Source organism: Paenibacillus baekrokdamisoli, from assembly GCF_003945345.1.
Lineage (GTDB): Bacteria > Bacillota > Bacilli > Paenibacillales > Paenibacillaceae > Paenibacillus_Z > Paenibacillus_Z baekrokdamisoli.
In genome coordinates this window covers 2,536,665-2,561,443 of sequence record NZ_AP019308.1, presented here as the reverse complement: position 1 = coordinate 2,561,443, position 24,779 = coordinate 2,536,665, and the positions used below count along the sequence as shown (strand labels likewise).

Annotated in this window: 29 protein-coding genes; all 29 read left to right on the top strand. The window is 45.5% G+C overall.

Annotated features, from left to right (window positions below; translation table 11 throughout):
* The first annotated feature begins 76 nt into the window (after positions 1-76).
* The 29 genes from der to trpE all read left to right on the top strand — a co-directional run bounded on the left by der (position 77) and on the right by trpE (position 24,763).
* The gene (der, locus tag EKN16_RS11510) at positions 77-1,399 is read left to right on the top strand and encodes a ribosome biogenesis GTPase Der (protein WP_125656822.1); all 1,323 of its coding nucleotides are present in this window, start codon (positions 77-79) and stop codon (positions 1,397-1,399) included.
* Between the two features lie 197 nt (positions 1,400-1,596).
* A complete protein-coding gene (plsY, locus tag EKN16_RS11505) occupies positions 1,597-2,190 on the top strand; it encodes a glycerol-3-phosphate 1-O-acyltransferase PlsY (RefSeq protein WP_125656819.1) in 594 nt (197 codons plus the stop codon).
* Positions 2,191-2,204: 14 nt separating this feature from the next.
* Positions 2,205-3,242, top strand: a complete 1,038-nt coding sequence (locus EKN16_RS11500; protein ID WP_125656816.1) for an NAD(P)H-dependent glycerol-3-phosphate dehydrogenase — start codon at positions 2,205-2,207, stop codon at positions 3,240-3,242.
* Between the two features lie 69 nt (positions 3,243-3,311).
* The gene (locus EKN16_RS11495) at positions 3,312-3,593 is read left to right on the top strand and encodes a stage VI sporulation protein F (RefSeq protein WP_125656813.1); all 282 of its coding nucleotides are present in this window, start codon (positions 3,312-3,314) and stop codon (positions 3,591-3,593) included.
* A gap of 122 nt (positions 3,594-3,715) precedes the next feature.
* Entirely contained in the window at positions 3,716-3,937 is a 222-nt protein-coding gene (locus tag EKN16_RS11490) for a DUF2768 domain-containing protein (protein ID WP_375782056.1), read from the top strand.
* A 47-nt stretch (positions 3,938-3,984) separates the two neighbouring features.
* Positions 3,985-4,281, top strand: coding sequence for a 2Fe-2S iron-sulfur cluster-binding protein (locus tag EKN16_RS11485; protein ID WP_125656810.1), 297 nt, complete (start codon positions 3,985-3,987; stop codon positions 4,279-4,281).
* 18 nt (positions 4,282-4,299) lie between these two features.
* The gene (locus tag EKN16_RS11480) at positions 4,300-4,902 is read left to right on the top strand and encodes a nucleotidyltransferase family protein (protein WP_125656807.1); all 603 of its coding nucleotides are present in this window, start codon (positions 4,300-4,302) and stop codon (positions 4,900-4,902) included.
* On the top strand, positions 4,899-5,243 hold the full coding sequence (locus EKN16_RS11475) for a 2Fe-2S iron-sulfur cluster-binding protein (RefSeq protein WP_125656804.1): 345 nt from the start codon (positions 4,899-4,901) through the stop codon (positions 5,241-5,243). Before EKN16_RS11480 ends, EKN16_RS11475 begins: the two co-directional genes overlap by 4 nt.
* Positions 5,244-5,291: 48 nt before the next feature.
* Positions 5,292-6,029 carry a YphF family lipoprotein gene (locus EKN16_RS11470; RefSeq protein WP_125656801.1) on the top strand — a complete coding sequence of 246 codons (738 nt, stop codon included), beginning with the start codon at positions 5,292-5,294 and terminating at the stop codon, positions 6,027-6,029.
* Between the two features lie 341 nt (positions 6,030-6,370).
* Positions 6,371-7,849, top strand: coding sequence for a stage IV sporulation protein A (spoIVA, locus tag EKN16_RS11465; RefSeq protein ID WP_125656798.1), 1,479 nt, complete (start codon positions 6,371-6,373; stop codon positions 7,847-7,849).
* 245 nt (positions 7,850-8,094) lie between these two features.
* Positions 8,095-9,213, top strand: coding sequence for a sugar ABC transporter substrate-binding protein (locus EKN16_RS11460; RefSeq protein ID WP_125656795.1), 1,119 nt, complete (start codon positions 8,095-8,097; stop codon positions 9,211-9,213).
* Positions 9,214-9,265: 52 nt separating this feature from the next.
* Entirely contained in the window at positions 9,266-10,780 is a 1,515-nt protein-coding gene (locus EKN16_RS11455; RefSeq protein WP_125656773.1) for a sugar ABC transporter ATP-binding protein, read from the top strand.
* On the top strand, positions 10,777-11,763 hold the full coding sequence (locus EKN16_RS11450) for an ABC transporter permease (protein WP_125656770.1): 987 nt from the start codon (positions 10,777-10,779) through the stop codon (positions 11,761-11,763). The genes EKN16_RS11455 and EKN16_RS11450 overlap by 4 nt, the downstream gene beginning before the upstream one ends.
* A gap of 259 nt (positions 11,764-12,022) precedes the next feature.
* Entirely contained in the window at positions 12,023-12,298 is a 276-nt protein-coding gene (locus EKN16_RS11445; protein ID WP_125656768.1) for an HU family DNA-binding protein, read from the top strand.
* 310 nt (positions 12,299-12,608) lie between these two features.
* The gene (gene mtrB / locus EKN16_RS11440) at positions 12,609-12,830 is read left to right on the top strand and encodes a trp RNA-binding attenuation protein MtrB (RefSeq protein WP_125656765.1); all 222 of its coding nucleotides are present in this window, start codon (positions 12,609-12,611) and stop codon (positions 12,828-12,830) included.
* Between the two features lie 75 nt (positions 12,831-12,905).
* Entirely contained in the window at positions 12,906-13,460 is a 555-nt protein-coding gene (locus EKN16_RS11435; RefSeq protein ID WP_125656762.1) for a hypothetical protein, read from the top strand.
* 81 nt (positions 13,461-13,541) lie between these two features.
* Entirely contained in the window at positions 13,542-14,411 is an 870-nt protein-coding gene (locus EKN16_RS11430; protein ID WP_125656759.1) for a heptaprenyl diphosphate synthase component 1, read from the top strand.
* Between the two features lie 6 nt (positions 14,412-14,417).
* Entirely contained in the window at positions 14,418-15,137 is a 720-nt protein-coding gene (locus tag EKN16_RS11425; RefSeq protein ID WP_125656756.1) for a demethylmenaquinone methyltransferase, read from the top strand.
* Complete coding sequence (locus tag EKN16_RS11420) at positions 15,134-16,009, top strand: UbiA-like polyprenyltransferase (RefSeq protein ID WP_125656753.1); 876 nt, start codon at positions 15,134-15,136, stop codon at positions 16,007-16,009. Before EKN16_RS11425 ends, EKN16_RS11420 begins: the two co-directional genes overlap by 4 nt.
* Complete coding sequence (locus EKN16_RS11415; RefSeq protein ID WP_232016367.1) at positions 16,003-16,665, top strand: UbiX family flavin prenyltransferase; 663 nt, start codon at positions 16,003-16,005, stop codon at positions 16,663-16,665. Before EKN16_RS11420 ends, EKN16_RS11415 begins: the two co-directional genes overlap by 7 nt.
* On the top strand, positions 16,628-17,488 hold the full coding sequence (locus EKN16_RS11410) for a menaquinone biosynthesis protein (protein ID WP_232016366.1): 861 nt from the start codon (positions 16,628-16,630) through the stop codon (positions 17,486-17,488). The genes EKN16_RS11415 and EKN16_RS11410 overlap by 38 nt, the downstream gene beginning before the upstream one ends.
* Positions 17,485-18,459 (top strand): polyprenyl synthetase family protein, encoded by a 975-nt coding sequence (locus EKN16_RS11405; RefSeq protein WP_125656747.1) that lies wholly within the window; start codon positions 17,485-17,487, stop codon positions 18,457-18,459. Before EKN16_RS11410 ends, EKN16_RS11405 begins: the two co-directional genes overlap by 4 nt.
* A 27-nt stretch (positions 18,460-18,486) precedes the next feature.
* Positions 18,487-18,930 carry a nucleoside-diphosphate kinase gene (gene ndk, locus EKN16_RS11400; protein WP_125656744.1) on the top strand — a complete coding sequence of 148 codons (444 nt, stop codon included), beginning with the start codon at positions 18,487-18,489 and terminating at the stop codon, positions 18,928-18,930.
* Between the two features lie 56 nt (positions 18,931-18,986).
* Positions 18,987-19,769: a CheR family methyltransferase gene (locus tag EKN16_RS11395; RefSeq protein ID WP_125656741.1), complete on the top strand. Its 783-nt coding sequence runs from the start codon at positions 18,987-18,989 to the stop codon at positions 19,767-19,769.
* 65 nt (positions 19,770-19,834) lie between these two features.
* Positions 19,835-20,005, top strand: coding sequence for a hypothetical protein (locus EKN16_RS32210; protein ID WP_164522768.1), 171 nt, complete (start codon positions 19,835-19,837; stop codon positions 20,003-20,005).
* Positions 20,006-20,208: 203 nt separating this feature from the next.
* Complete coding sequence (gene aroC / locus EKN16_RS11390) at positions 20,209-21,378, top strand: chorismate synthase (protein WP_125656738.1); 1,170 nt, start codon at positions 20,209-20,211, stop codon at positions 21,376-21,378.
* Positions 21,378-22,484, top strand: a complete 1,107-nt coding sequence (aroB, locus tag EKN16_RS11385) for a 3-dehydroquinate synthase (protein ID WP_125656735.1) — start codon at positions 21,378-21,380, stop codon at positions 22,482-22,484. Before aroC ends, aroB begins: the two co-directional genes overlap by 1 nt.
* A gap of 2 nt (positions 22,485-22,486) precedes the next feature.
* Positions 22,487-22,855, top strand: a complete 369-nt coding sequence (gene aroH / locus EKN16_RS11380) for a chorismate mutase (RefSeq protein WP_125656732.1) — start codon at positions 22,487-22,489, stop codon at positions 22,853-22,855.
* Positions 22,856-23,212: 357 nt separating this feature from the next.
* Positions 23,213-24,763, top strand: coding sequence for an anthranilate synthase component I (gene trpE / locus EKN16_RS11375; protein ID WP_125656729.1), 1,551 nt, complete (start codon positions 23,213-23,215; stop codon positions 24,761-24,763).
* The last annotated feature ends 16 nt before the right edge of the window (positions 24,764-24,779 follow it).

Genomic DNA, 24,779 nt, shown 5'->3' with positions numbered 1-24,779 from the left:
AATCTGTATTCTTCTCATCATTATGCCATGTAGAAAGATTGAAGCAGAGTTGCGCTAAATTTGGAGGAGTGAAAAAATGTCTAAACCCATCATCGCCATCGTAGGGCGTCCCAACGTGGGAAAGTCGACAATTTTTAACCGTATCATTGGAGATCGGTTAGCTATTGTAGAAGATAAGCCCGGCGTTACGCGAGATCGTATTTACAGTGCTGGGGAATGGAACGGAAGAGCCTTTAGTGTCGTAGATACTGGAGGTATTGAGATTGACGGTGAAGATCAAATCATGAAGTCTGTTCGGATGCAAGCAGAGCTTGCTATCGAAGAAGCAGATGTCATTATTTTCATGGTTGATGCCAAGGATGGATTAACGATAGCGGATGATGAAGTTGCTCAAATGCTTCTGCGCTCACGCAAACCCATCGTTGTTGCCGTTAATAAAGTCGATAACTTGAATCGGCATGATGATATTTATGAATTTTACAATTTAGGCTTTGGAACACCTATTGGAATTTCTGGTGCTCATGGGATGGGTATTGGCGATCTATTGGATGCCGCAGTAGAAAAGCTGCCTGAGCTTACAGAAGAACATTATGAGGATGATGTTATTCGCGTTGCTCTGATTGGACGACCGAATGTTGGTAAATCCTCACTTGTCAATGCATTGCTTGGTGAGGAACGGGTTATTGTTAGTGATGTTGCGGGTACGACACGCGACGCTATCGATACGCCTTTTGAACGTGATGGACAGAAATATGTGCTTATTGATACAGCTGGTATGCGCAAACGCGGTAAAGTGTATGAAACAACGGAAAAATACAGCGTTATGCGTGCATTGAAGGCTATCGAGCGTGCTGATGTTGTTCTGGTTCTTATTAATGGTGAAGAAGGTATCATTGAACAGGACAAGCATATTGCTGGTTATGCACATGAAGCAGGCAAGGCTTCAATCTTTGTCGTGAACAAATGGGATGTTGTCGAGAAAGATGAGAAGACGATGAAAAACTTTACGCAGGACATTAGGGAACAATTCTTATTCATGACCTATGCGCCGATCGTGTTCTTATCTGCTCTAACAAAACAGCGGTTACATAAACTGCTGCCAATTGTTACACGAGCTTCCGAACAGCATGCTTTGCGTATTCAGACACATTTGCTTAACGACGTGCTGTCTGATGCGATCGCGATTAATCCGCCACCTACGGACAAAGGCAGACGATTGCGTATTAACTATGCGACACAGGTCGCCGTTAAACCACCAACAATCGTACTATTCGCTAACGATCCAGATATGATGCACTTCTCCTACGAGCGATATCTTGAGAACAAAATTCGTGCAGCCTTCGACTTCGAAGGAACACCGATCCGAATCTTTACCCGCCGCAAATCCGACGAGGATTAAGGCCATTTCTAAGTAAGTCCTAGCTGGCTTACTGCGTCTATTCATGTTTGTTATATGCTATGAACTTACGCAGTAAGCTTGCTAATTAAATGCAAAGTATGCAGAGTAGAAGGATCAACAAACGTTCGGGTGTCTAAGAGGGATTCTTTTGGACAGCTCTCCTTGGAGGTTTGGAGTTAAGATTAAGGAGAATCTCAATGCTAACCATTCTAGCTGTTCTTATTAGTTATTTATTAGGCTCGATCTCATTCAGTATTTTAATTGCCAAATGGGTAAAAGGCATTGATATTCGTAATCATGGCAGCGGCAATGCTGGTGCAACAAACACGTTACGAGTACTTGGAAAAGGACCAGGATCTGCTGTCTTTATACTTGATATCGCTAAGGGCGTCCTGGCAGTATGGCTTGGAAAATGGATTGCCGGCGGTGATTGGGCGCCGGTTCTTTGTGGTTTAGCCGCTATAGCCGGTCATAACTGGCCGGTATACTTTGGGTTCAAAGGCGGCAAAGGAATTGCGACAACAGTAGGTGTTATGGCATCACTTGCTTTCATTCCTGCCCTTATAGCTGGCGTTATCGCCATCATTCTTATTGCCGTTACTCGTTATGTTTCACTTGGTTCATTGGTTCTTGCCTTATTATTACCTGTTTTCGTCTGGTTGATGGACAAACCGACAGCCTATCTTTGGGGAAGTTTAATCATTTGTGTGCTTGCTTTTGTACGCCATCGTAAAAATATTGTGAAGCTGCTTCAAGGTAAAGAAAACAAGCTTGGTGCTAGAAAAGGGTAAGGAGGCTTCTTAGAATGAAGCGGAAAGCAACTGTTCTTGTGGCTGGTAGTTGGGGAACAGCGCTCGCAGCTGTTCTTGCTGACAATCATTATGAAGTCACCATATGGGCCCGGAACCCTGTTCAAGTTGAGGAGATTAACAACAAGCATACGAATAGTAAGTTTCTCAAGGGTGCTGTTCTTCCGGATTCCATTCAAGCAACAACGGAGATCGAAGAGGCGCTGTTAGATGCTTCTATCGTTCTTTTTGCCGCACCATCGTCTGCCATGCGCGAAGTAGCTAAGCAGGCCGCGCCCTTCATCTCCCCAGAAGCTTTGTGCATTCATGCTACCAAAGGCTTTGAGTCGGGAAGCTTTAAAAGAATGACGACCGTTCTAGCCGAGGAGCTCAAGGGTGACCCTAATCGCTTGGTCGTTTTGTCAGGTCCAAGCCATGCTGAAGAGGTTGTACGTCGGCAGCCGACTACGGTCGTCGTCGCATCCCTTTCACAAGAGGCGGCAGAGAGGGCGCAGGATGCTTTCATTACGCCATATTTTCGTGTATATACGAATATGGATGTGGTCGGCGTTGAAGTTGCCGGAGCGATTAAGAATATTATTGCACTTGGTGCAGGCTTAACCGATGGACTTGGCTTTGGAGATAACGCCAAAGCGGCACTGCTCACCCGAGGATTAGCTGAAATAAGTCGTTTGGGTATTGCTATGGGTGCCAATCCACTCACTTTCGCAGGTCTTGCGGGTGTTGGTGATTTAGTGGTGACCTGTACGAGCAAACATAGCCGTAATTGGCGCGCTGGCTCCATGCTGGCGGAGGGCTTACCTTTGGCAGATGTTCTTACTCAAATGGGTATGGTTGTGGAAGGGGTGCGCACAACAAGCGCCGCCCATGAACTCTCTATTCAATATGAGGTAGAGATGCCCATTACGGAGCAGCTGTACCAAGTTTTGTTTGAAAATAAACCGCCTCGTCAGGCTGTGGAATCTTTAATGGGACGCGGCCGAACGCATGAAATGGAAGAAGATGCGGGCTCTTGGGGCCTACACCAATCATGATCACCACTCATATGATGCTAGCAGCACCTAGCGGATGCCTGCGATCATCTAGCTCTGAGGAGGAACGATATGAGCGGTAAAAACAATATTTCGAAGGATGTACTCAATGCCGTCAATAAAAAAACAGGCAAGCCGATAACCGAAAATGCAGTGAAAAAGCTGGCCAGTGGCGTATCTGAAAGTACGGTGACCAATGAGGATGAGCTTCGTAAGCTGATCAAATCGGTTTCGGCAATGGCTAAGGTGCCTGTGACAGATCAAACGATCAATGACATTGTTGGAGCTGTTAAGAAGAGCGGCATGAATATGAACAACATGGAAGCGCTGATGAAGCTTATGCTTAAGAGGTAGCAGTGAAAAGACGCGAAGGCATGCCTGGCATTTCAATCGCCAGTTTTTGCCTTTGTGTCTTTTTTATTTCCATAGCATCGAATGAGGCAAAAACTAGCCGAGTAAACTCGAATAATGTTATAATGATACGAATATTTGTTGGACAAGGGTGGCGTAAACAAGAAATGGATCCAATGACCAAAATGTGGGTTTCACTCGTAGGAATTGGGCTTATGGCAATAGCGGCCCTCATCATTTCATTAGCTCGATATAAGACAAAAGGCATCTTACGGTTTATTCTTTCTATCCTAGCATTCGGTATGTTAGTACTGGGTGGTATTCTTGGCTTTATTTCCATTACATAACGAAAGTCACCAAAGTCCACAATGGAGAAAGGATGTTAGCATACCTTATGCTAGAACTAATAAGCAGAACCCGCGCCATTACAATTGATGCGGAAGAGGGAATGTCTTTACTTGATTTGGCTATTAAGCATGAACTTGATTGGGCGTTCTCTTGCACGAGAGGAACTTGTGCAAGATGTCGCTGCTTGGTTGAAGAAGGTGCAGCATTTCTGGAAGAGGTAACGGATGCGGAGTGGGATCGGATGGAGCCTGAGGAATTCGATCAAGGGTATCGCCTCGCCTGTCAAGCCATAATAAAGCCAGATGCTGGTTCTATTAAAGCCATTAACAAACCTTATTTTTAATTAAAGGACGTGGGTCCTATGGATAATAAGAATGATCCTATTTATCGAGCTTTAGCCATTGTAGCTCAGCTTACTCAAGCGAGTGATGCCTTATGGCTGGTTGGTGGCAGTACAGGTCTTATGCTCCGGGGCCTTGCTCTTGATAATCGACCTCGTGATTTAGATCTATATGCGGATGAAGAGGATGCTCGGCGGCTGCATAAGCTTTTGCAAGACTATTCAGTAGACGAGCAAGAAGTGAATGTGAGCGGTATTTATCGTTCCGTACTAAGTCACTATTCCATTGAAGGCGTGTCCATCGAGCTTGTCGGTGGATTCGAAATTAAAACGGGGATCGATCTTTATAAGGTTGAGGTTTCTCGTATGCTTGTCCCTTACATGGAATCTATCCAAGTGGATGGCTATAAGATCGGGATTGTGCCCTTTGCACATGAGATGTGGTTTAATGTTCTCCGTAGACGTGACGACCGTGTTAAGCTCATTGCAAATGCCTTGCAAGGTCAGCTAGCAACTCACAAGGATGCTTTTCTTGATATCGAGGAGACCAATAAATTGTCATTGGAACTGGTAGCACGCGTTCATGCAATATTGGGTATTGAAGAAACGAGGGAATCATCATGAATGTTGATATCACGTTTCTTCCATCCGGACGTAAGGCAAGTGTACGGGCTGGAACAACTGTTTTAGATGCATCAAGGAGAGCGGGGGTTTCCATTCGCACCAGATGTGATGGGAAAGCAGCCTGCTTGATGTGTAAGGTGTTAGCTGAGAATCCTTCGGGATTATCCCCGCTTCAAGATAATGAACGACGCAAGCTGGCAGGAACAGATCGCTTGGGTACAAGGCTCTCCTGTCAAGCAAGAGTACTTGGCCACGCGGTTGTAGAGGTTCCTGAGGATCCGCTCAAAGCGGCGGTTAGACGCCAGCTCATGCGCCAAGCTGAAGAAGATGAGCTTTGGTAAGGAATAGGCATACGATGTAATCTTTGTGAAAACCTATTAGGAGGCAATATGACATTAAACTTCTTCAAACGGGTGGCATCTGTGGTTGTGATTGGGATGATGACAGTCGCTTTGTCGGGCTGTTTGTATCCGAAGGATCAGCTGACTCAGAATAAGCTGCCGCCTAAAGACGCCATTCTTACCGTACAAGCAGTTGTTGACCAATATCAAAAGGATACTGGCCTGCTTCCCATTCTGAATAGTACACCTGAGACACCTTTATATGAGAAATATCGGATTGACTTTGAAAAGCTGCAGCAAATGAATTATGTTTCTGATATTCCGGCAACGGCCTATGAGAAGGGCGGCAGTTACTACTACCTCATCATCAACGAAGAAACAGATCCGACCGTCAAGCTGATGAATCTCGTTCTCTCTCAAAAGGTAAATGATATTCAAGCATCTGTTAAAGCTTATTCAGATGCACATCAGGGCAAGCTTCCTACAGGTAAGTCTGTTTATCCCGATTTTACAAGCATTAATTATGACAATTTAAATCTTAAGGAGCCTGTCCTTCAAAGTGTATTTACTGGACAGACCCTCTCAACAATTATGGATGCTAAAGGCAACGTCTATCTGGATTATGGGATTGATATTACCCAAGCCCTTAACAAGCTTGATAGCGGCAAAAAGCCGGATGACAAGCAGGATTTACGTGAACTGCTGGTCGAGCATTCCGATTTGGTGCCGGTTAAATCGCCTATTTACCGACTTAAGAATGGGGAACCGCAAGCTATGCTCAAATAGATTTAACACATATTCTAACCTCCTATCCCCACCTCGGGATGAGAGGTTTTTTTGCGTTTATGGCATAGGAGTCCGTTTTCTCTCATATACCTCAATCTTGGAAGGTCGGAACGGGCTAAGTGAAAAGAAATCAAAGCAAAAAGATTTCATCCACACAGTCGTCATAATTGGGACAAATGCGCAATAAGCTATTACTAGTCCAAAATCATGTACGAGTTACGTCGCTGGTCTGCTTCTTAAGTAGACGATAGCGACGAGCCCTGACGACACGCAGCAGGAGGAAGCACAGTAATAACGGTACGTCCATGTACTGGCGAAATTCGATTGGGAGGGGATATTCAGTGGAGAAAGTTGACATTTTCAAGGACATAGCCGAACGAACTGGCGGGGATATTTACCTCGGCGTCGTTGGAGCGGTCCGCACGGGCAAATCAACCTTCATCAAACGGTTCATGGAGACGGTTGTGCTGCCTAACATCACGAACGATGCCGATCGGGTAAGAGCTATTGATGAGCTGCCTCAGAGTGCAGCAGGCAAAACAATTATGACGACCGAACCTAAATTTGTACCAAACCAGGCCGTACAGCTCCGAGTGGCAGAAGGGCTGGATGTAAACATACGACTCGTAGATTGTGTGGGCTACGCAGTTGTCGGTGCGAAAGGATATGAGGATGAGAATGGTCCCCGGATGATTACAACACCGTGGTTCGAAGAGCCTATTCCGTTCCAGGAAGCAGCCGAGATCGGAACACGTAAGGTCATTCAAGAGCATTCTACACTTGGTGTAGTCGTGACAACAGATGGTACCATTGCAGAAATTCCGCGGAGTGCTTATGTTGAAGCGGAAGAGCGTGTCGTTAATGAACTGAAGGAAGTGGGCAAGCCATTCGTCCTTATCGTCAATTCAACACGTCCGAAAAGTGATGAAGCGATTCAGCTTCGCAATGAGCTGCAAGTGAAGTATGACATCCCAGTTATTACATTAAGTGTAGCTACAATGGGTGAAGAGGAAGTTATCTCTGTTCTGCGAGAAGTGCTCTATGAGTTCCCAGTCCATGAGGTTAACGTGAATCTACCGAGCTGGGTCATGGTATTGAACGATAACCATTGGCTGCGCAGCAATTATGAGAATTCCGTTCGAGACACGGTGAAGGATATTCGTCGACTGCGCGATGTCGATCGTGTCGTCACGCAGTTTATGGAATACGAGTTCATTGCTAGAGCCGGATTAAGTGGTATGAATATGGGGCAAGGGGTAGCCGAGATCGACCTTTATGCTCCGGATGAGTTGTATGATCAAATTCTGATGGAAGTAGTAGGAGTTGAAATTCGTGGTAAAGATCATTTGCTGCAGCTGATGCAGGAATTCTCTCACGCTAAGAGAGAATATGACCGATTCGCTGAAGCACTCGAGATGGTGAAGACGACGGGCTACGGTATTGCAGCTCCTTCGCTTGCTGAGATGGCTCTAGACGAACCAGAGCTCATTCGTCAAGGCTCACGGTTCGGCGTCCGCTTAAAGGCAACAGCGCCTTCTATTCACATGATACGCGTTGATGTTGAATCGGAATTCGCACCTATCATTGGTACGGAGAAGCAAAGCGAGGAGCTAGTCCGTTATCTGATGCAGGATTTCGAGAACGACCCGATCAAAATCTGGGAGTCGGATATCTTTGGTCGATCCCTTCATTCCATCGTTCGAGAAGGCATTCAAGGCAAGATTGCAATGATGCCGGACAATGCGCGCTATAAACTTCAGGAAACATTGGGACGAATTATCAATGAAGGCTCTGGCGGATTAATAGCGATCATATTGTAAGTCGCTGAACGAAGAAGAGATGCGCATAACTGCGTGTCTCTTTTTTGTTGTGAAAAAAGGACTTAATAAATAGGCGTAAAGGTTGCATTTCAGTATAAAATCACTTTATAATGACATTTGCGACAAAATATGCGAATATTCGACATGTATATTCACATTTCCGATTGACATACTCGGAAATGGTGATACTATTAGATTAGATTAATTTAATAGAGATAAGCTTAGGCTTAGGAGGAGAAATGAAGATGAAACAGTGGGGAAAAAGTTCGATTCTATTCATGTTAGTAGCCTTGGTGCTAGTCGTTAGTGCCTGCGGTAGCAAGTCCCATGAAAGCAATAAAGAGAACACTACGGGTTCGACGACGACCAATACAACGAACCAAACTGGTAACAAGAATGAGGAAGCATCTCTTAAAGGTAAAAAAATCGCACTGGTTATGCAGTTCAATACAGGTACATTCTCATCCCAATATATTGCGGGTGTTAAAGATCAAGTGGGCAAGCTTGGCGGAGAAGTTCAAGTATTCGCTGCAGATGGTGACTTAGCCAAAATGGCTACAAACCTTGATGCAGCTGTCAACCAAGGCTTTGACGGTATTCTAATTGACCATGGTCAAGCCGGTGCGCTCGAAGCAGGCGTTAAGAATGCAGTAGCGAAGAATATTCCTGTAGTTGTTTTTGATGCTGACATTAAAGTGCCAGGAGTAACCGTTCTCCAGCAGGATGATAAAGTAATGGCCGATATGTCACTTGAGCAGCTTGCAGCAGATGCTGGCGGCAAAGGAACAATCGTTAAGGTATGGGTAGCGGGCTTTGCTCCAATGGAGCGCCGCCAAACAGCTTACAAAGCTTTTCAAGCTAAATACCCGGATCTAAAAGAAATTTCTGCTTTTGGTAATGCTACTAACCCAGCAATGGATACACAAGCACAGATGGAAGCTATACTTAAAAAATATCCCAATAAAGGCGATATTACAGCAGTCTGGGCAGCATGGGATGAATTCGCCAAAGGTGCATCACGCGCAATTCAGCAAGCAGGCCGTACAGAAATTAAAGTATACGGTATCGATATGAGCGACGAGGATCTTCAAATGATTCAAGATCCTGCTAGCCCTTGGGTTGCATCAGCTGCTGTTGATCCTAAAGATATTGGACGAGTACAAGTTCGTTATTTGTACCAGAAATTGCATGGTGATCAAACAGATGATGTTGTTGTTCTGAATCCTGTTTTCGTTAAACGCGAGGAGCTGCCTAAAGCTCCTGAAAAAGTAAATACAACGCAATTGAATCAATATGTTAAAGGCTGGGGCAACAGTGATCAGGGCTACACGGATTGGCTAAAAGCGCTTGAAACCTCGAAATAAATAGTTTTCTACTGGATCCACAAGCGGATTCCAGGTAGACAGGAGGTGCGTAATGGGAACGACTAGTAAGCTGAGTATGCAAAATATTAATAAATCGTTTGCCGGCGTACCTGCCCTGCAAAATGTGGACCTAGAGGTTCGTGCAGGAGAAATTCATGCACTGCTAGGTGCAAATGGCGCTGGTAAAAGCACCTTAATGAAAGTTTTATCCGGTGCTTACGAGCTGGATTCGGGCTCAATTGAGATCGATGGCAAGCTCATTGCGATTAAGACTCCGGGGGATGCCAAGGCGGGCGGTATACATTGTGTATACCAAGAGATTGATACGGCCTTGGTCCCACAATTGAGCGTTACCGAGAATATCATGCTTGACCGGATATCCTCTCATCACAGCTCGATGTGGCTGCAATGGAGCAGTCTTCATAAGGAAGCAGAGCTCGTGCTCGCAAGGCTTGGCGCGAGCATTCCTGTCCGCAAAAAAGTTGAAGAGCTTACACTAGCGGAGAAACAGCTCGTCCTGATCGCCCGTTTGTTAACGGAACAAGCGAAGGTAGTTATTTTTGACGAACCGACCGCACCGCTCAGCCTCGAGGAGGCTGAGCGGTTGTTCCGTGTCATGCACCAATTGAAAAGTGATGGCATTGGCTGTATTTTTATCTCGCATCGATTGCCAGAAGTGTTCCAGAATTGCGATCGGATTACGGTGATGCGTGACGGTCAACGCGTATTGACAACAGAGACAAAAGATTCCTCAATTGATGAAATCGTTCGGTTTATGCTTGGCCGTACCTTTGAAGAAGAATTCCCGAAAATAGAGGCGCCGATTGGTGCAACCGTTCTTGAAGTAAAGGGATTAACGCGTTCTCATGTTGTACGTGATGTCAGCTTCGAAGTGAAATCAGGCGAAATTGTAGCTATTGTAGGATCGGTTGGAGCGGGTAAAACCGAGCTGTCACGCTTGTTATTTGGTGCAGATCTCAAGGAAGCTGGTACTGTTAAAGTCAATGGACAAGAGGTAAAGCTGGACGAACCGGCTTCTGCCATCCGAAGCGGAATTGCATTGGTGCCAGAGGAACGACGCAAGCAGGGCATTTTGGTGGCGGAATCAGTTAAACGAAATCTTAGCCTGCCCATTTTGAATCTGATATCCAAATTCGGCTTTTTATCTAGGTCCGCAGAAACATTAAACGCCTCCCAATTAATAAACCGTTTGGGTATAAAGGCCTCTTCAGCCTCTCAGCAAACGATGTATTTAAGCGGTGGCAATCAGCAGAAAGTCTCGATAGGTAAATGGCTTCCTGCAGATGTGGATGTTTTTCTATTCGATGAACCAACCAAAGGTGTCGACATTGGTGCGAAGAGTGATATTTTTCGCATAATTGGTGATTTGGCAGGGCAGGGAAAAGCGATCGTTTATTTAACTTGTGAATTTACAGAAGCCTTGGGTATTGCTGATCGCATACTTGTTATGTGTGATGGGCGTCTCGTTGGAACCTTTCCACGAGGGAAAGCTACGCAAGAGCAGCTTCTTCTATTAGCAAGCGGAGGAGAGGAGGTTACAGGATGAAGAACAAAGCCATGGATTTTGCATTCAAATTCGGATCGTTATTCGTCATCGCGCTTATCATTTTGTTCCTATCCTTATGGAATGAGCATTTTTTTACGTATAGCAACTTAACGGATATTCTTCGTTCGATCTCGATCGTGACATTTGTTGCGATAGGTGTCACTTTTTCCTTAACGGTAGATGGCTTTGATTTATCCGTAGGCTCAACGGTGTCGCTGACGACGGTAGTTTCTTCCGCTCTAATGGTGTGGTACCAGCAGCCGCTTGTCGTTGTTATCGTCGTGCCGCTGGTCATCGGAGCGATTGTAGGACTGATTAATTCCTTCCTTATCGTACGTGTTCGGATACCTGATCTGCTCGCTACACTCGCTATTATGTATATTATAGGCGGTGTTCACAAAACGTTTACAAAAGGGTATTCGATTTACAATAATATGCAAATGACAGATGGGACAACTGCGCCTGGTAAGTTTACGGATTCCTTTCTTTGGCTAGGCCAGGGCAAACTGCTTGGCATTCCAGTATCGGTCATTCTGATGATTGTTGCTGTCGTTGTGGTTCATTTATTTTTCACCTACACACGCTGGGGACGTCAGATGCAAATGACAGGCGGCAATGAAGAGGCAGCGCGGCTATCAGGAGTGCGTGTCAAAAGGATTCGTACGGCTGCTTACGTCGCTTCAGGCGTATTCGCAGCTATTGGAGGCATCCTTTTTGCGGCGCGCGTAGGAACAGGCCAAATCGATGCCGGCTCATCGCTCTTGATGGAGTCTGTAGCGGCTGTTTTTGTTGGTTATTCAGTGCTCGGCGCAGGACGTCCGAACGTGATCGGAACCTTCTTAGGTGCCGTTCTTATGGGGGTTCTTCTCAACGGAATGACCATGATAAATTTGGAAAATTATAAATCGGATATTGTTAAAGGCGGCGTGCTTGTGCTTGCTCTTGCTGTCACATTTATTCATCTTAACCGTAAAAAGACATAAAACCCTAGGAACAGTAGGGGAAAACTTGATGAACCTCTTGAAATTCTAAAGGCACTGTATTACTATAAATCTGTTCATGGTTCAGCATGCAGGAGATGCACACTTATCCAAATTCTGAAAAGATTGCGGTAATCGGTCGCTGTCAGATAATTGACTACGATAAAGTTAACGCTTTACCTGCAGGTATATTTTCTCAGGTTTCGGTAAAACAGAATGATAATGATGTGCTTATGAGCTGCCGTCAGGGGAGGTGAAAGAATTGAACAAAACGGAACTGATTGCGAAAGTAGCCGAATTGACTGAACTTTCCAAGAAAGATGCTTCCAAAGCGGTTGATGCCGTTTTTGATGCTGTCTCTGAAGCGCTTCAAGGTGGAGATAAAGTACAGTTGGTAGGTTTCGGAAACTTTGAGGTGAAGAGCCGCGAAGCACGTAAAGGTCGCAACCCTCAAACAGGTCAAGAAATTGATATCCCAGCTAGCAAGATCCCGTCTTTTAAAGCCGGTAAGTCTCTGAAAGACCTTGTCTCCAAATAAGAAGTGGCAATAGCCAACTGATAACGCCCGAATGGCATTTTTGCATTCGGGCGTTTTTCATTAATCGTTCATCCCAATGGTCATGTGTAAGGATTCACGGTGGCAACTTCATGGTGGCAATCCTATTGACAAGCTTGAGTAATTCCAGTACACTGAGCCTTGCAGTTCTTGGGGTTGCTTGTGCTAGGGCAGCTTGGTGGAAGTTCCATCTCTGAATTCGGTAACCGATCATTTTACATAACAAGATACTTACTGCTGTCCTGAGCTTCTGGTTCGGGAGGCAGTTTTTTAAAATGAGGAGGACGTCAAAATGAGTGACATGCAGGGCGAGTATATCGTCATAAAAGCAAAAGCACAAGGTGTGCAGGTAATTGGACTGACCCGTGGGCTGGATACAAAGTTTCACCATACGGAGAAGCTGGATAAGAATGAAGTATTGATTTGTCAGTTCACTGACCACACCTCCGCGATAAAAATTCGTGGTAAAGCAACGGTTATGACCAAATATGGAACGGTTGATACAGAAGACTAACGATAAGCAGGCATAGCCTGCTTTTTTAGTTTGTACAATAGTAAGAGTAAGTCATTCTTGGGACGGGGGCTATGTATGAGGTCCATATGGAAAAGACTGCTCTTCACTTCGGTTATAACGGTAGCGGTAACCGTTTTATTATCAGCGCTTCCACACAATTTCAAGAACAGGACAGCAATGAATGGCGATGTGGCTGTTTTTCGCTCCGTTCCTGTAAAGCGGCTTAGTTCGGATAACTTAGTAGATTCCATGCTGGGGTTACAGCTGACATTAAAGCTGAAGAGGGTTGTTTGGAACCAAGCTGTTCTTTCGGTAGATTTATCGGTTGAAGGAAATGATTCTAATACGCAGCTGTGGATGGGGGATTTGGAACGACTTCTATATCTGGCATTCATAAAAGCAGAGAACGTCAATCGAGTGCTGGTGCGTTTTGTTGAACCTGGTCTCGTAAATGAAAGCGGCTATGAAACGACTCGGTTTATTGCTGCGACAGATATCCGGCGAACGGATTCATGGCTCACCACAGATTTATCAAAGCTGGGCTCATCTGATCCATTTACGGATATCATTTGGAAGCAGCGGCTGCGGCTGAGCATCTCTGGAAACAGTTCCAAAGTGTCCTCGTTGTAGCGAAAAATCAAACAAAATGGTATAATAATTTAGATTATAGAAGCAGCAAGAGAAGCGCTGTTTGTCCGGAGGCTTGACCACATGAAACCATACAAAGTACCAGAGATGGCCAAGAAGTACGTGGATTACGATATGATTCAAACGTACACGGAGCTTCCGGACTTTCCTGATTCACGAATCCGGTTGCTTTTTACTTTTTTAGCCAATCAACGCATACCTCTATTGCACAGTGAGCTTTATTCGCTAGTAGCGTCGCTTGTGCAGCTTGGGATGGATGCGCATGACATGATTGATTCTAACTCGGGTCACGTCTCTGAGCGCGAAATGCGTTCACGTCAATTAAAGGTGCTGGCGGGGGATTATTTCAGCAGCCGATTCTACCAGCTCTTATCACAGGCGGGGCAGGTAGACATGATAAGAAGCATAAGTGCTGGTGTTTGTGAAGTGAACAAGCTCAAAGTGAATTTCTATATGCGAATGAAACAGTTTAAGATGAGCGCTGAAGAATATTTGAATCAATGCATCCAGATCAAGACGGAATTGTTTCAAGCCTTTACAAGTATTCTGGATGAGCAGATGGTTCGAGTCTGGCAAGATCTTCTTCAGAGTGTTGGGCAATGTGAAGTGGTACTAGACGAGCTAACCCGCAGCGAGAAACCCGAACAGTTCAGCGGAAGCTGGGCTTATTGGCATGTTCTAGGTGAAGGAACGGAAGAAGAAAAGCGAGCTATTATGAATCAAACAGATGAGTTTGCCAACGTTTCGTCGCTGGTGATCAAGTATGATATTCGAAGCCAGCTGACCGAGAAGCTTAAACAATCCGTAGAGCATGTTAGGGCTGTCGTATCACGTCTGGAATCCGATAAGCTCGTACAAGAGCTTTTACAAATAGGAGAGACGTTTGTGCGACCGCTAATCCCGGCAGCCTCGGTCCTCAACGAGAGAAGGTGACTATCAATGCAAGCTGATTCCAAAGAGAAGCATGTTCATGCGGTGTTTGAAAGCATCGCTCCCAAATATGATCTTATGAATGATTTGCTCAGTTTTCGCAGGCATAAAACCTGGAGAAAATTCACGATGCGCAAAATGGATATCAAGCCGGGCGCAACGTCCATCGATTTGTGCTGCGGTACAGGCGATTGGACGATTGCACTCGCGCGCGCTAGTCAGACTGGTAAGACGGTGGGTTTAGACTTTAGCCAGCATATGCTTGATTACGGTCAGCAGAAGGTAAAGCGAGAAGGATTAGAGGCTCAAATTTCCCTTCTTCATGGCAATGCCATGGAGCTACCGTTCGAGGATAACCGATTTGACTATGCAACAATAGGCTTTGGTCTTCGTAATGTACCTGACCTAGTTCAAGTATTGAAAGAAATGAAGCGTGTTGTTAAACCTGGTGGACAAGTTGTTTGCTTGGAATTGTCCAAGCCGATGTGGCAGCCATTCAAGTCCATTTATTATTTTTATTTCGAACATATTTTACCTTCACTTGGCAAGCTATTTGCAAAGAGTTATGAACAGTATAAGTGGCTTCCCGATTCTCTGAAGGCTTTTCCTGATCTGAATCAACTAGCTGATATTTACCGGGAGGTTGGCTTCCGGAACGTGCGCGCCTATCCCTTGACTGGTGGAATCGCGGCGTTACACATGGGGACGAAGGGAACGGACGAAGCATGATTCGCAAACTAGGCATTATCCTTGAAATGATTAAAGTTGAGCATACTATCTTTGCTTTACCCTTTGCTTTCATGGGAGCTCTGTTAGGCGCTGTTATGATGGAGAAGCGATTGCCCGAGTGGGGGGAGATCGGCTGGATCATTCTTGCGATGGTGGGAGCAAGAAGTGCGGCTATGGGGCTCAACCGAGTCATCGATAGTGCAATTGATAAGAAGAATCCACGTACAGCCAAACGGGCAATTCCAGCGGGACTGCTCAAAGTAGGAGAAGTTCTCCTCTTTATTGCAGTAGCCTTTGTTCTATTGTTTTTTGCGGCAGCTAAGCTGAATCCAATTTGCTTGAAGCTGATGCCGATCGCAGTATTCATGCTGGTTTTATATTCCTACACGAAGCGCTTTACTTGGCTTTGTCATGTTGTTCTTGGATTGACAATCGGTCTTGCGCCGCTTGGTGCTTGGGTCGCGATAACCGGTCATCTAGATTTGTCTGCATGGGTCCTATATATTGCTGTAGCCACATGGTTAGCAGGCTTCGATATTATATATGCCTGTCAGGATTTTGACTTCGATCGTAAAGAAGGCGTTCATTCGATTCCGGCTCGATTCGGTCTTATCGGAGCATTGCGAATAGCAAAGGTGTTTCATTTTATTACGGCAATTGGCTTTATCGCGTTGTTTTGGATGACGGACCTTAGCTGGGGCTATCTAGTGGGAACAATTATCGCTGCTGGCATTCTGTTCTATGAACATTGGCTCGTTAAACCTAGTGATATGAGCCGTGTCCAAACGGCCTTCTTTACGATGAATGGTGCGTTAAGTACGGTCTTATTCGTCTTTACCTTTCTAGACTTGGTGGTGCTGCATAAGTGGTAGAAGAGAACAGATTGGCTGCGAGGAAGCGTTGGGTGGTCGGTATTACAGGTGCCAGTGGCTCTATATACGGCATTCGTTTGATCGAGACACTGCTTGCTTCAGATATAGATGTTCATCTTGTTGTGACAGAGGCGGGTTGGCGTGTCATGAAAGAAGAGCTTGGTTGGGATACGACTAAGCGACTAGCCGCGTTTGAAGCTGTTTTTCACCAGCAAATGAGCAGCAAGCAGCTTGTTCTTCATCCTAATGCAGATATTGGCGCTTCTATTGCTAGTGGGTCATTCCAAGTAGAGGGAATGATTATTATGCCATGTTCCATGGGAACGATTGCCTCCATTGCGAATGGAATCTCCGATAATTTGATGACTAGAGCAGCTGATGTTATGCTAAAAGAAGGACGAAAGCTGCTGCTTATACCACGTGAGACGCCGCTGCATGCGATTCATCTGGAGAACATGCTGACGCTTGCCAGGATGGGCGTTAGGCTGATACCTGCCATGCCGGCTTTCTATCATGGACCTCAATCGATTGATGATATAATAAATTTTCTTGTTGGAAAAGTGCTCGATCAACTTCCAATTAATCATGATTTGTACAGAAGATGGGGAGATGAGCAGCATGGGGTTAAATCGACCGATCACAATCGGACGTATTGACTATGCTAACGTTTGGCCAATATTTCATTATGCGGAGCAATGGCTGCCGAGGGATCGTTTTATTATAGATACGCGTGTCCCATCAGCATTAAACCGCGCACTTGCGCAGGGGGAGATTGATATTACTTCCATGTCCTCCTATGCCTATGCCGAACATGCAAAAGATTATCTGGTGCTGCCGAATTTATCTGTCAGCGCGAAGGGACGGGTTAACTCCATCCTGCTGATTACGAAGAAACCGCTCGAAACAGTTCTCAGAGGTACAATTGCGATGACTTCGACCTCGGCAACATCCGTCAATTTGTTGAAAATAATCATGTCACTTTATTACAAAGCAAACCCCTCTTATATAACAATGGAGCCATTGCTTGACTCCATGCTGGAACAAGCGGACGCGGCACTACTCATAGGAGATACCGCTATCCAAGCATCATGGCGCAACGAGGGCTTCACTGTTATTGATCTGGGCGAGCTTTGGAAGAGCTGGACCGGTTATGGAATGACGTTCGCGCTTGTAGCCGTTCGTAGAACGACGGCTGAGGCCGATCCAGAGGCGGTGGCGACTGTGCTTCATGCATTGACTGAGAGTAAACGATTAAGCTTACAGGATCCTTCGCCGCTTATTGAGAAGGCTTGCGTACAATTAGGCGGTGAGCCTTCATACTGGAGTCGTTACTTTCAAGAATTAACCTATCATTTCGGCTCGGACGAGCAAGCTGGTCTTTCTTTATATTTTGATTATGCTAAGCAGCTCGGTTTGCTTGACGAAGAAATCCAAATCTGTTTTTTTGAAGACCATACTGCCCTACAGGTGAACGAATGAAACTACTTGATATTTACGCCAAAATGAAAAGCGATCTCGAGATTATCGAGAACCAGCTTGCTCGAAGCGTTACATCGGATCATGCGCTCCTCAGCGAGACGTCCACACATCTACTGAAAGCGGGAGGCAAACGAATACGTCCCGTTTTTGTGTTGCTTTCGGGCAAATTCGGCGACTACCGTCTGGATGTATTGGAGAAGATAGCAGTGCCTCTGGAGCTTATTCATATGGCTTCGCTGGTGCATGACGATGTTATTGATAATGCAGAGACAAGGCGAGGTCAATTGACCGTGAAGTCCAAATGGGATAATCGCATTGCGATGTACACCGGGGATTACATTTACGGCAAGGCGCTCACGATTGTGACCGATCTTCAAAATCCACTTATTCATCAGATTTTATCTAAGGCTATGGTGCAGATGTGCATCGGTGAGATGGAACAAATTCGTGATTTCTTTAATACAGAACAGACAGTTCGCAATTATTTACTTCGTATTCGTCGTAAAACAGCCTTACTTGTTGCTATTAGCTGTCAGTTAGGCGCAATTGCATCAGGTTCAGATCAGCATAGTGCCAACCTGCTGTATAAGTTTGGGTATAACTTTGGTATGGCGTTCCAAATTCGTGATGATTTACTTGATCTGCTCGGAACAGAGAAACAAATAGGCAAGCCGCCGGGATCAGATATGAAACAAGGCAATATCACCCTGCCTGTTCTGCTTGCTCTTCAAGAACCTTCAATCAACGAATCGTTATTACTCGAAATAAATAAAATTCGAGAGTCGAATGGAGCAGGGGATACGAAGAAGGCGTTGAACATTATACGTAAGAGCGCTAGCATTCACACTGCCGAAGAGATGGCCACTCGCTATATTAAGAAGGCTATTGATGCTCTGAAGGGTTTGCCGGATATTCCGGCGAAGAAGAATTTGACGGACATTGCTCATTTTGCAGCTAAAAGGAACTACTAATAGACCCAAGTGGGAGGTAGAAAGCAGATGGAAAAAACATTTTTAATGGTCAAGCCAGATGGGGTACAACGTGGTTTAATTGGTGAAATCCTATCACGATTTGAGCGCAAAGGATTGAAACTTGTTGCCGCTAAGTTTATGCAGATAACCCCAGAGCTAGCTGAGCGTCATTACGCGGAGCATGTTGGGAAGCCTTTCTATCCACCGCTCGTTGAGTTTGTTACGTCAGGACCCGTGTTTGCTATGGTATGGGAGGGCGACAATGTTATTGCGCTATCGCGTGCCCTTATTGGGAAGACGAACGCGATTGATGCTGCACCAGGTACGATCCGCTCGGATTATGCTGTACATACGAATTTCAATGTTATACATGGTTCGGATTCTGTATCAAGCGCTGAAAGGGAGATTGGTATTTTCTTTGCTCCAAGTGAAGTGCTTGAATATGAGCGAACACTGCAGCGTTGGATTTAATGGTTCTTTTTAACAAAATAGTGTGCTTCTAGTCGATCGCAGCGGGGGAATAGAGTTTGGAAGACATGGATTTCGAATTATTCGTGAAACGAATGAAAGCCAAGACAGATATTGATCTTTCACAATATAAAGAAGCACAAATGAAACGCAGATTAACGACACTTAGGCAGAAGAATGGATTTAATAATTTTGCTGCCTATTTCGACGCAATTGAACGGGATAATAGATTGCTTAACGAGTTTCTTGATCGAATGACGATTAATGTTTCGGAATTTTGGCGGAACCCAAGTCGTTGGGAAGCGATGGAAAAGAAATTTATTCCTGAGATGCTAAAAGGTGGCGGGCGCGTTCGAATCTGGAGTGCAGCCTGCTCAACGGGCGAGGAACCCTATACGTTAGCGATGATTGCATCAGAGCTCGGCGCATTAGATCGCACCTCGATTCTAGCAACGGATTTAGATGCGATTGTCTTACAAAAGGCGGCGCTTGGCAATTACCATGAGCGTTCCATTCGTGACGTACCGCAATCCTACTTAAACAAATATTTCTCCAAAGAGGATAAAGAAAACTATACAATCGTTAATCATTTGAAGAAATCGATCACGTATAAACAGCAAAATCTTCTTCATGATACGTTTGATAGCGGATTTGATATTATCGTCTGCCGCAATGTAATGATTTACTTTACAGAGGAAGCTAAGCATCTCCTTTACCAGAAATTCTCGGGGGCGCTTCGTCCCGGCGGAATACTGTTTGTTGGGAGTACGGAGCAAATTTTCACACCGGCTCAGTATGATTTTGAATCCGTTGAAACTTTCTTTTATCGTAAACGCACCTAAGTCATGTATATCACCTCCTAACTTCTCCGATACTAGGAGTAGTCTAACTATGTTGGGGGTTTAGAATGGACAAACGAAAAGTAATTGCAGCATATAGAAGAGGATTCATTAACGTCCGCGAATGCGCGCAAATACTCGGGGTCGATGTCGGCCAGATAACTGGCTTAATCAATGATCCCCATCTTGGTGCTGATCCTCAGCAGAACTTGCAGAGTAAACGGTCAGTAATCGGTTAAAGTTATATCACTTTCTGCTATCAATCACCCTTACCTGAGGAGTGAATGGTAGCTTTTTTCTTTACATAGACGTTTTGAAAGAGAGCTTCGAATTCCTTGTCAAACCGACTAGGCTATACTATAATGAGCAAAGATATTTGGGCAGGTATACATTACCGGATGGGACGTACGCGTATTGTTCGGATTGAAGGAGGGGCTTTGCAGTGAGTTTAAGATATTTGACAGCTGGTGAGACGCATGGTCCGCAGCTTACAGCTATTATTGAAGGACTACCAAGCAATTTGCAATTAGATTTTGAGGAATTGAATTTTCAGCTGCACCGTCGTCAAAAGGGACACGGCCGTGGACGCCGTATGCAGATCGAGAAGGATACCGCGAATATTGTTGGCGGGGTTCGTCATGGGAAGACGACGGGAGCGCCAGTTGCGCTAATCGTTGCTAATAACGACTGGAAACACTGGACTTCCGTTATGAATATTGAGCCTATCGAAGGTGGAGATGAAGAGAAACGCCGCGTCCATCGTCCGCGTCCTGGACATGCCGATTTAAATGGCGGTCTCAAATATAACTTGAAGGATCTGCGTAATGTACTGGAGCGCTCAAGTGCCCGTGAAACGGCAGCCCGTGTAGCAGTAGGAGCTGTAGCTCGTCAGTTCTTGTCTGCCTTCGGCATTAAAGTAGCTGGACAGGTAATTCGTATTGGAGAAATTGAAGCACCGGCTAACAACCTGCCAATCGATGACCTGATCCGTATAACAGAGGAATCATCTGTTCGTGTTGTTGATAAGGAAACGGAAGAGAAGATGACCGCTTATATTGATGAAATTAAAGCGGAAGGCGATTCGATCGGCGGTATTGTCGAATGTATCGTAGAAGGCGTACCAATTGGACTTGGCAGCCATGTTCAATATGACCGTAAGCTGGATGGTCGCATCGCGCAAGCAGTTGTATCCATTAATGCTTTCAAAGGCTGTGAAATTGGTATCGGTTTTGAAGCTGGTTCCATTAAGGGCTCACAGGTACATGACGAAATCCTATACACGGCAGAGCGCGGTTATCACCGAGCATCCAACCGTCTAGGCGGATTCGAAGGCGGAATGACGAACGGGGAACCTATCGTCGTACGCGGTGTTATGAAACCAATTCCTACTCTTTATAAGCCGCTTCAGAGCGTAGACATTGATACAAGAGAAGCATTTACGGCGCAAGTGGAACGGTCCGATAGTTGTGCTGTTCCTGCAGCGAGCGTTGTTATGGAGCATGTTGTAGCTTGGGAAGTTGCGAAAGCATTCTTGGAGAAATTCGGTGGAGATTCCATGGAAGAAATCCGGGCGAATTATAACAACTACTTGGCTCAACTGGAGCAGTACTAATGCATCCGCGACGTGAATTAACCGTTGAGCTGGGTGATCGCTCTTATCCGATTTATATTGGTGAAGGTCTGCTCGATGACGCAGGAGAGCTATTCGCGCAGCGCGGCATAAGCAAGAAGTCACCTCTCATGATTATTACCGATGAGAATGTAGCGGAGCGGCACTTAGAGAAGCTTCAGACTGTTCTTGTCGCAGCTGGCTTTGACGTCTCAACAGCCATCATCAAGCCGGGTGAGAGCTCCAAATCATTAGCTGTTCTTGAGAGCCTCGTAACCAAAGCATTAGATGCTGGTCTTGATCGTAAATCAACAATCGTTGCACTCGGAGGCGGCGTGGTTGGCGATCTTGCTGGATTCGTGGCCGCTTCCTATATGCGGGGCCTTAAATTCGTTCAGGTACCGACCACAATTCTTGCTCACGACAGCAGCGTAGGCGGCAAGGTTGCCGTTAACCATCCGCTGGCAAAGAATATCATCGGTGCCTTTCATCAGCCTGAGCTTGTTTTATACGATCTGAATACGCTGCAAACTTTGCCGAAGCGTGAAATAAGTGCAGGACTTTCCGAGGTCGTTAAGCATGGTCTCATATGGGATCCAGCATTCGTTCAATGGTGTGACGAGAATGCGGAACGCCTTACTTCACTTGATGCAGATGCACTTGGATACGCCCTGTTCATGGGCTGCAGTGTAAAAGCGGAAGTTGTATCAAAGGATGAGCGTGAGAATGATTTAAGAGCGATCTTGAATCTAGGTCATACGATTGGTCATGCGTTGGAAGCCGTAGCAGGCTACAAAGAGCTGCTGCATGGCGAAGCGATATCGATTGGTATGGTTGGAGCAGCACGTCTTGCAGTGAAGCTTGGAGCGTCTGAAGATGTATATACGGTAACCAAACGTGTATTGTCGCAAGTTGGCTTACCGGTTCGATTGCCTGAGCACCTAGATACAGATGCCATTATGGAAGCGATGATGCATGATAAGAAATTCGCAGAAGGAACCATGGTGTTCATCGTTCCCATTGAAATTGGTAAAGTAGAGATCAACAAATCCGTTTCCGCTGCTCTCATTCGAGAGATCGTGGAACAATTGAAGCAGGAGGCCGTTTAAGGATGAGTGTACGGGGAATACGCGGCGCCATTACGGTGGATGTTAATGAGGAACAGCCGATTTTGCAAGCTACGGTCGAGTTGTTGAATGGAATCGTTGCAGCGAATAGCATTGTGCCTGAAGATATTGCTTATGTATTTATAACGGTGACGGGGGATTTGGATGATACCTTCCCTGCACGTGCCATTAGGCAAATGAGTGGATGGGAGCTAGTGCCGCTTATGTGTGCGCTCGAAGTCCCTGTTAAAGGCAGCTTAGAGAAATGTATCCGTCTTATGGTCCTTGTTAATACAGACAAATCTCAAAAAGCCATCGAGCATGTGTACTTAGGCGGAGCTCAGACGCTTCGACCAGATTTGACAAAATCATAGGTAATCATGACACACATCTAAAGCTGTCAGATTTTCCTTATTTAGGATAAGGTTAATGTTGACGGGTCCTTAGTGCTGGTGTTATAGTGATTTTATAGTTAGAGCAAGAGTAGAGTTGAGTCGAGTGAGTTCGTGTTTATGAGGGCAAGATGAGATGAGTAGAGCTGAGCATAGTGAAGAATTAGCAGGATTCCAAGCGGTGATCTGTAGCTTATTCCATGCCTTTGGGCAGGAATTCACGCTATCTGGGTGTCATTTCGCTGAATTCTGATTCCAGCACTCATGATCCATCTTCTGACATGAACACTCCTGCTTCGGCAGGAGTTTTTTTATTTTCCATTAGAGGAGAGATAGAGTATGAACAACGAGCTGCAACAGGTCATTAAGCTATCAGAAACGTATAATCTAATTCCTATCGTTAGACATATGATGGCAGACACGGAGACACCAATTCGCATTTTTCAACACTTCTATAAGGATCGTCAAGCCTTCCTGTTAGAAAGCGTTGAGGGTGGTGTCAAATGGGCGCGTTATTCATTTATCGGTACGAACCCGTTCATGACCATTCGCGGCAAGAACGGCGAGATGGTTATTGAGCAGAACGGTGAAGAAACGATTCTGCGTGAGAAACCAATTGAGCTGTTAAAAGCACATTTACGCTCTTTCCGCAGCCCGTCAATTGGTGATCTTCCACCGTTTACAGGCGGTGCCATCGGGTTCTTCGGTTATGATTTGCTGCAGTATTATGAGAAACTTTCACCTCACCGGATAGACGATTTGAATATGAATGATCTTCAATTTATGTTTTGTGATCAAGTCATTGTGTTCGACCATTTCAAACAACAAATTCAAGTCATTGGCAATGTTCATATTCCCCATGCTGGAACAGATGAAGCTATTCAGAAGGTATATGAAGAGACGCTCAGCAATATAGAAGCAACAATTGAACGACTGCAGCAGCCGCTGTCTACTACATTAATGGCGGGTGGTGCCATACTCCCAGATCCGGACCTTGGAGAGGTATCCTCCAATTTGACTAAAGAACAGTTCTTGTCAAATGTGGATCAAGCGAAGGAATATATTCGTGCAGGCGATATTTTTCAAGTTGTATTATCCCAGCGTTTCAACATCGAGACAGAGGTTGATCCTTTCCATGTCTATCGGATATTGCGTACAATGAATCCTTCACCTTATATGTATTATTTGAAATTGGGCGATGAAGTTATCGTCGGGACCTCGCCAGAAGCGTTGGTGAAGGTAGACGGGGAGCGAGTAGAGACACGTCCTATTGCAGGCACAAGACCGCGCGGCAAGACACCTGAGCAGGACTTGGAGCTTGAACGGGAGCTATTAGCGGATGAGAAGGAACGCGCAGAGCATTTAATGCTTGTCGATTTGGGCCGAAACGATATCGGTAGAGTGTCCGAATTTGGCAGCGTTCGCTGTGATTCCTATATGGATATTGAGCGGTACTCGCATGTGATGCATATCGTTTCCAACGTATCGGGCAAGCTTCGTGAGGACAAAGACTTCTTCGATGCTTTTGTATCCTGTATGCCTGCTGGAACAGTTTCTGGTGCTCCAAAGCTAAGAGCGATGAGTATCATCGCTGAGCTTGAGAATGAAGCGCGTGGTGCTTATGCAGGCGCCATTGGTTATCTGGGTTTTGGCGGCAGCTTGAATACCTGTATTACAATTCGCACCCTGATTTTCAAGGGCGGCAAAGCTTACGTGCAGGCAGGAGCTGGAATCGTATGGGATTCCATACCGGAGAATGAGTATCAGGAGACCGTTAATAAGGCGATGGCGCTGCTCAAAGCCGTTCGTGCAGCTGAAGCTGCATTCACTGTTCCCCCGCGGGGCGAGAGCATGATCAATATGGATTATTACGCGAATGTGAAAGGATGAGCAGCGCCGTGGTGAA

What these genes read in the sequence shown, in the direction of transcription:
- der (WP_125656822.1), top strand. Translation starts at nt 77, where the DNA reads ATGTCTAAACCCATCATCGCCATCGTAGGGCGTCCCAACGTGGGAAAG.
- plsY (WP_125656819.1), top strand. Translation starts at nt 1,597, where the DNA reads ATGCTAACCATTCTAGCTGTTCTTATTAGTTATTTATTAGGCTCGATC.
- EKN16_RS11500 (WP_125656816.1), top strand. Translation starts at nt 2,205, where the DNA reads ATGAAGCGGAAAGCAACTGTTCTTGTGGCTGGTAGTTGGGGAACAGCG.
- EKN16_RS11495 (WP_125656813.1), top strand. Translation starts at nt 3,312, where the DNA reads ATGAGCGGTAAAAACAATATTTCGAAGGATGTACTCAATGCCGTCAAT.
- EKN16_RS11490 (WP_375782056.1), top strand. Translation starts at nt 3,716, where the DNA reads ATGATACGAATATTTGTTGGACAAGGGTGGCGTAAACAAGAAATGGAT.
- EKN16_RS11485 (WP_125656810.1), top strand. Translation starts at nt 3,985, where the DNA reads ATGCTAGAACTAATAAGCAGAACCCGCGCCATTACAATTGATGCGGAA.
- EKN16_RS11480 (WP_125656807.1), top strand. Translation starts at nt 4,300, where the DNA reads ATGGATAATAAGAATGATCCTATTTATCGAGCTTTAGCCATTGTAGCT.
- EKN16_RS11475 (WP_125656804.1), top strand. Translation starts at nt 4,899, where the DNA reads ATGAATGTTGATATCACGTTTCTTCCATCCGGACGTAAGGCAAGTGTA.
- EKN16_RS11470 (WP_125656801.1), top strand. Translation starts at nt 5,292, where the DNA reads ATGACATTAAACTTCTTCAAACGGGTGGCATCTGTGGTTGTGATTGGG.
- EKN16_RS11460 (WP_125656795.1), top strand. Translation starts at nt 8,095, where the DNA reads ATGAAACAGTGGGGAAAAAGTTCGATTCTATTCATGTTAGTAGCCTTG.
- EKN16_RS11455 (WP_125656773.1), top strand. Translation starts at nt 9,266, where the DNA reads ATGGGAACGACTAGTAAGCTGAGTATGCAAAATATTAATAAATCGTTT.
- EKN16_RS11450 (WP_125656770.1), top strand. Translation starts at nt 10,777, where the DNA reads ATGAAGAACAAAGCCATGGATTTTGCATTCAAATTCGGATCGTTATTC.
- mtrB (WP_125656765.1), top strand. Translation starts at nt 12,609, where the DNA reads ATGAGTGACATGCAGGGCGAGTATATCGTCATAAAAGCAAAAGCACAA.
- EKN16_RS11435 (WP_125656762.1), top strand. Translation starts at nt 12,906, where the DNA reads ATGAGGTCCATATGGAAAAGACTGCTCTTCACTTCGGTTATAACGGTA.
- EKN16_RS11430 (WP_125656759.1), top strand. Translation starts at nt 13,542, where the DNA reads ATGAAACCATACAAAGTACCAGAGATGGCCAAGAAGTACGTGGATTAC.
- EKN16_RS11425 (WP_125656756.1), top strand. Translation starts at nt 14,418, where the DNA reads ATGCAAGCTGATTCCAAAGAGAAGCATGTTCATGCGGTGTTTGAAAGC.
- EKN16_RS11420 (WP_125656753.1), top strand. Translation starts at nt 15,134, where the DNA reads ATGATTCGCAAACTAGGCATTATCCTTGAAATGATTAAAGTTGAGCAT.
- EKN16_RS11410 (WP_232016366.1), top strand. Translation starts at nt 16,628, where the DNA reads ATGGGGTTAAATCGACCGATCACAATCGGACGTATTGACTATGCTAAC.
- EKN16_RS11405 (WP_125656747.1), top strand. Translation starts at nt 17,485, where the DNA reads ATGAAACTACTTGATATTTACGCCAAAATGAAAAGCGATCTCGAGATT.
- ndk (WP_125656744.1), top strand. Translation starts at nt 18,487, where the DNA reads ATGGAAAAAACATTTTTAATGGTCAAGCCAGATGGGGTACAACGTGGT.
- EKN16_RS32210 (WP_164522768.1), top strand. Translation starts at nt 19,835, where the DNA reads ATGGACAAACGAAAAGTAATTGCAGCATATAGAAGAGGATTCATTAAC.
- aroB (WP_125656735.1), top strand. Translation starts at nt 21,378, where the DNA reads ATGCATCCGCGACGTGAATTAACCGTTGAGCTGGGTGATCGCTCTTAT.
- aroH (WP_125656732.1), top strand. Translation starts at nt 22,487, where the DNA reads ATGAGTGTACGGGGAATACGCGGCGCCATTACGGTGGATGTTAATGAG.
- trpE (WP_125656729.1), top strand. Translation starts at nt 23,213, where the DNA reads ATGAACAACGAGCTGCAACAGGTCATTAAGCTATCAGAAACGTATAAT.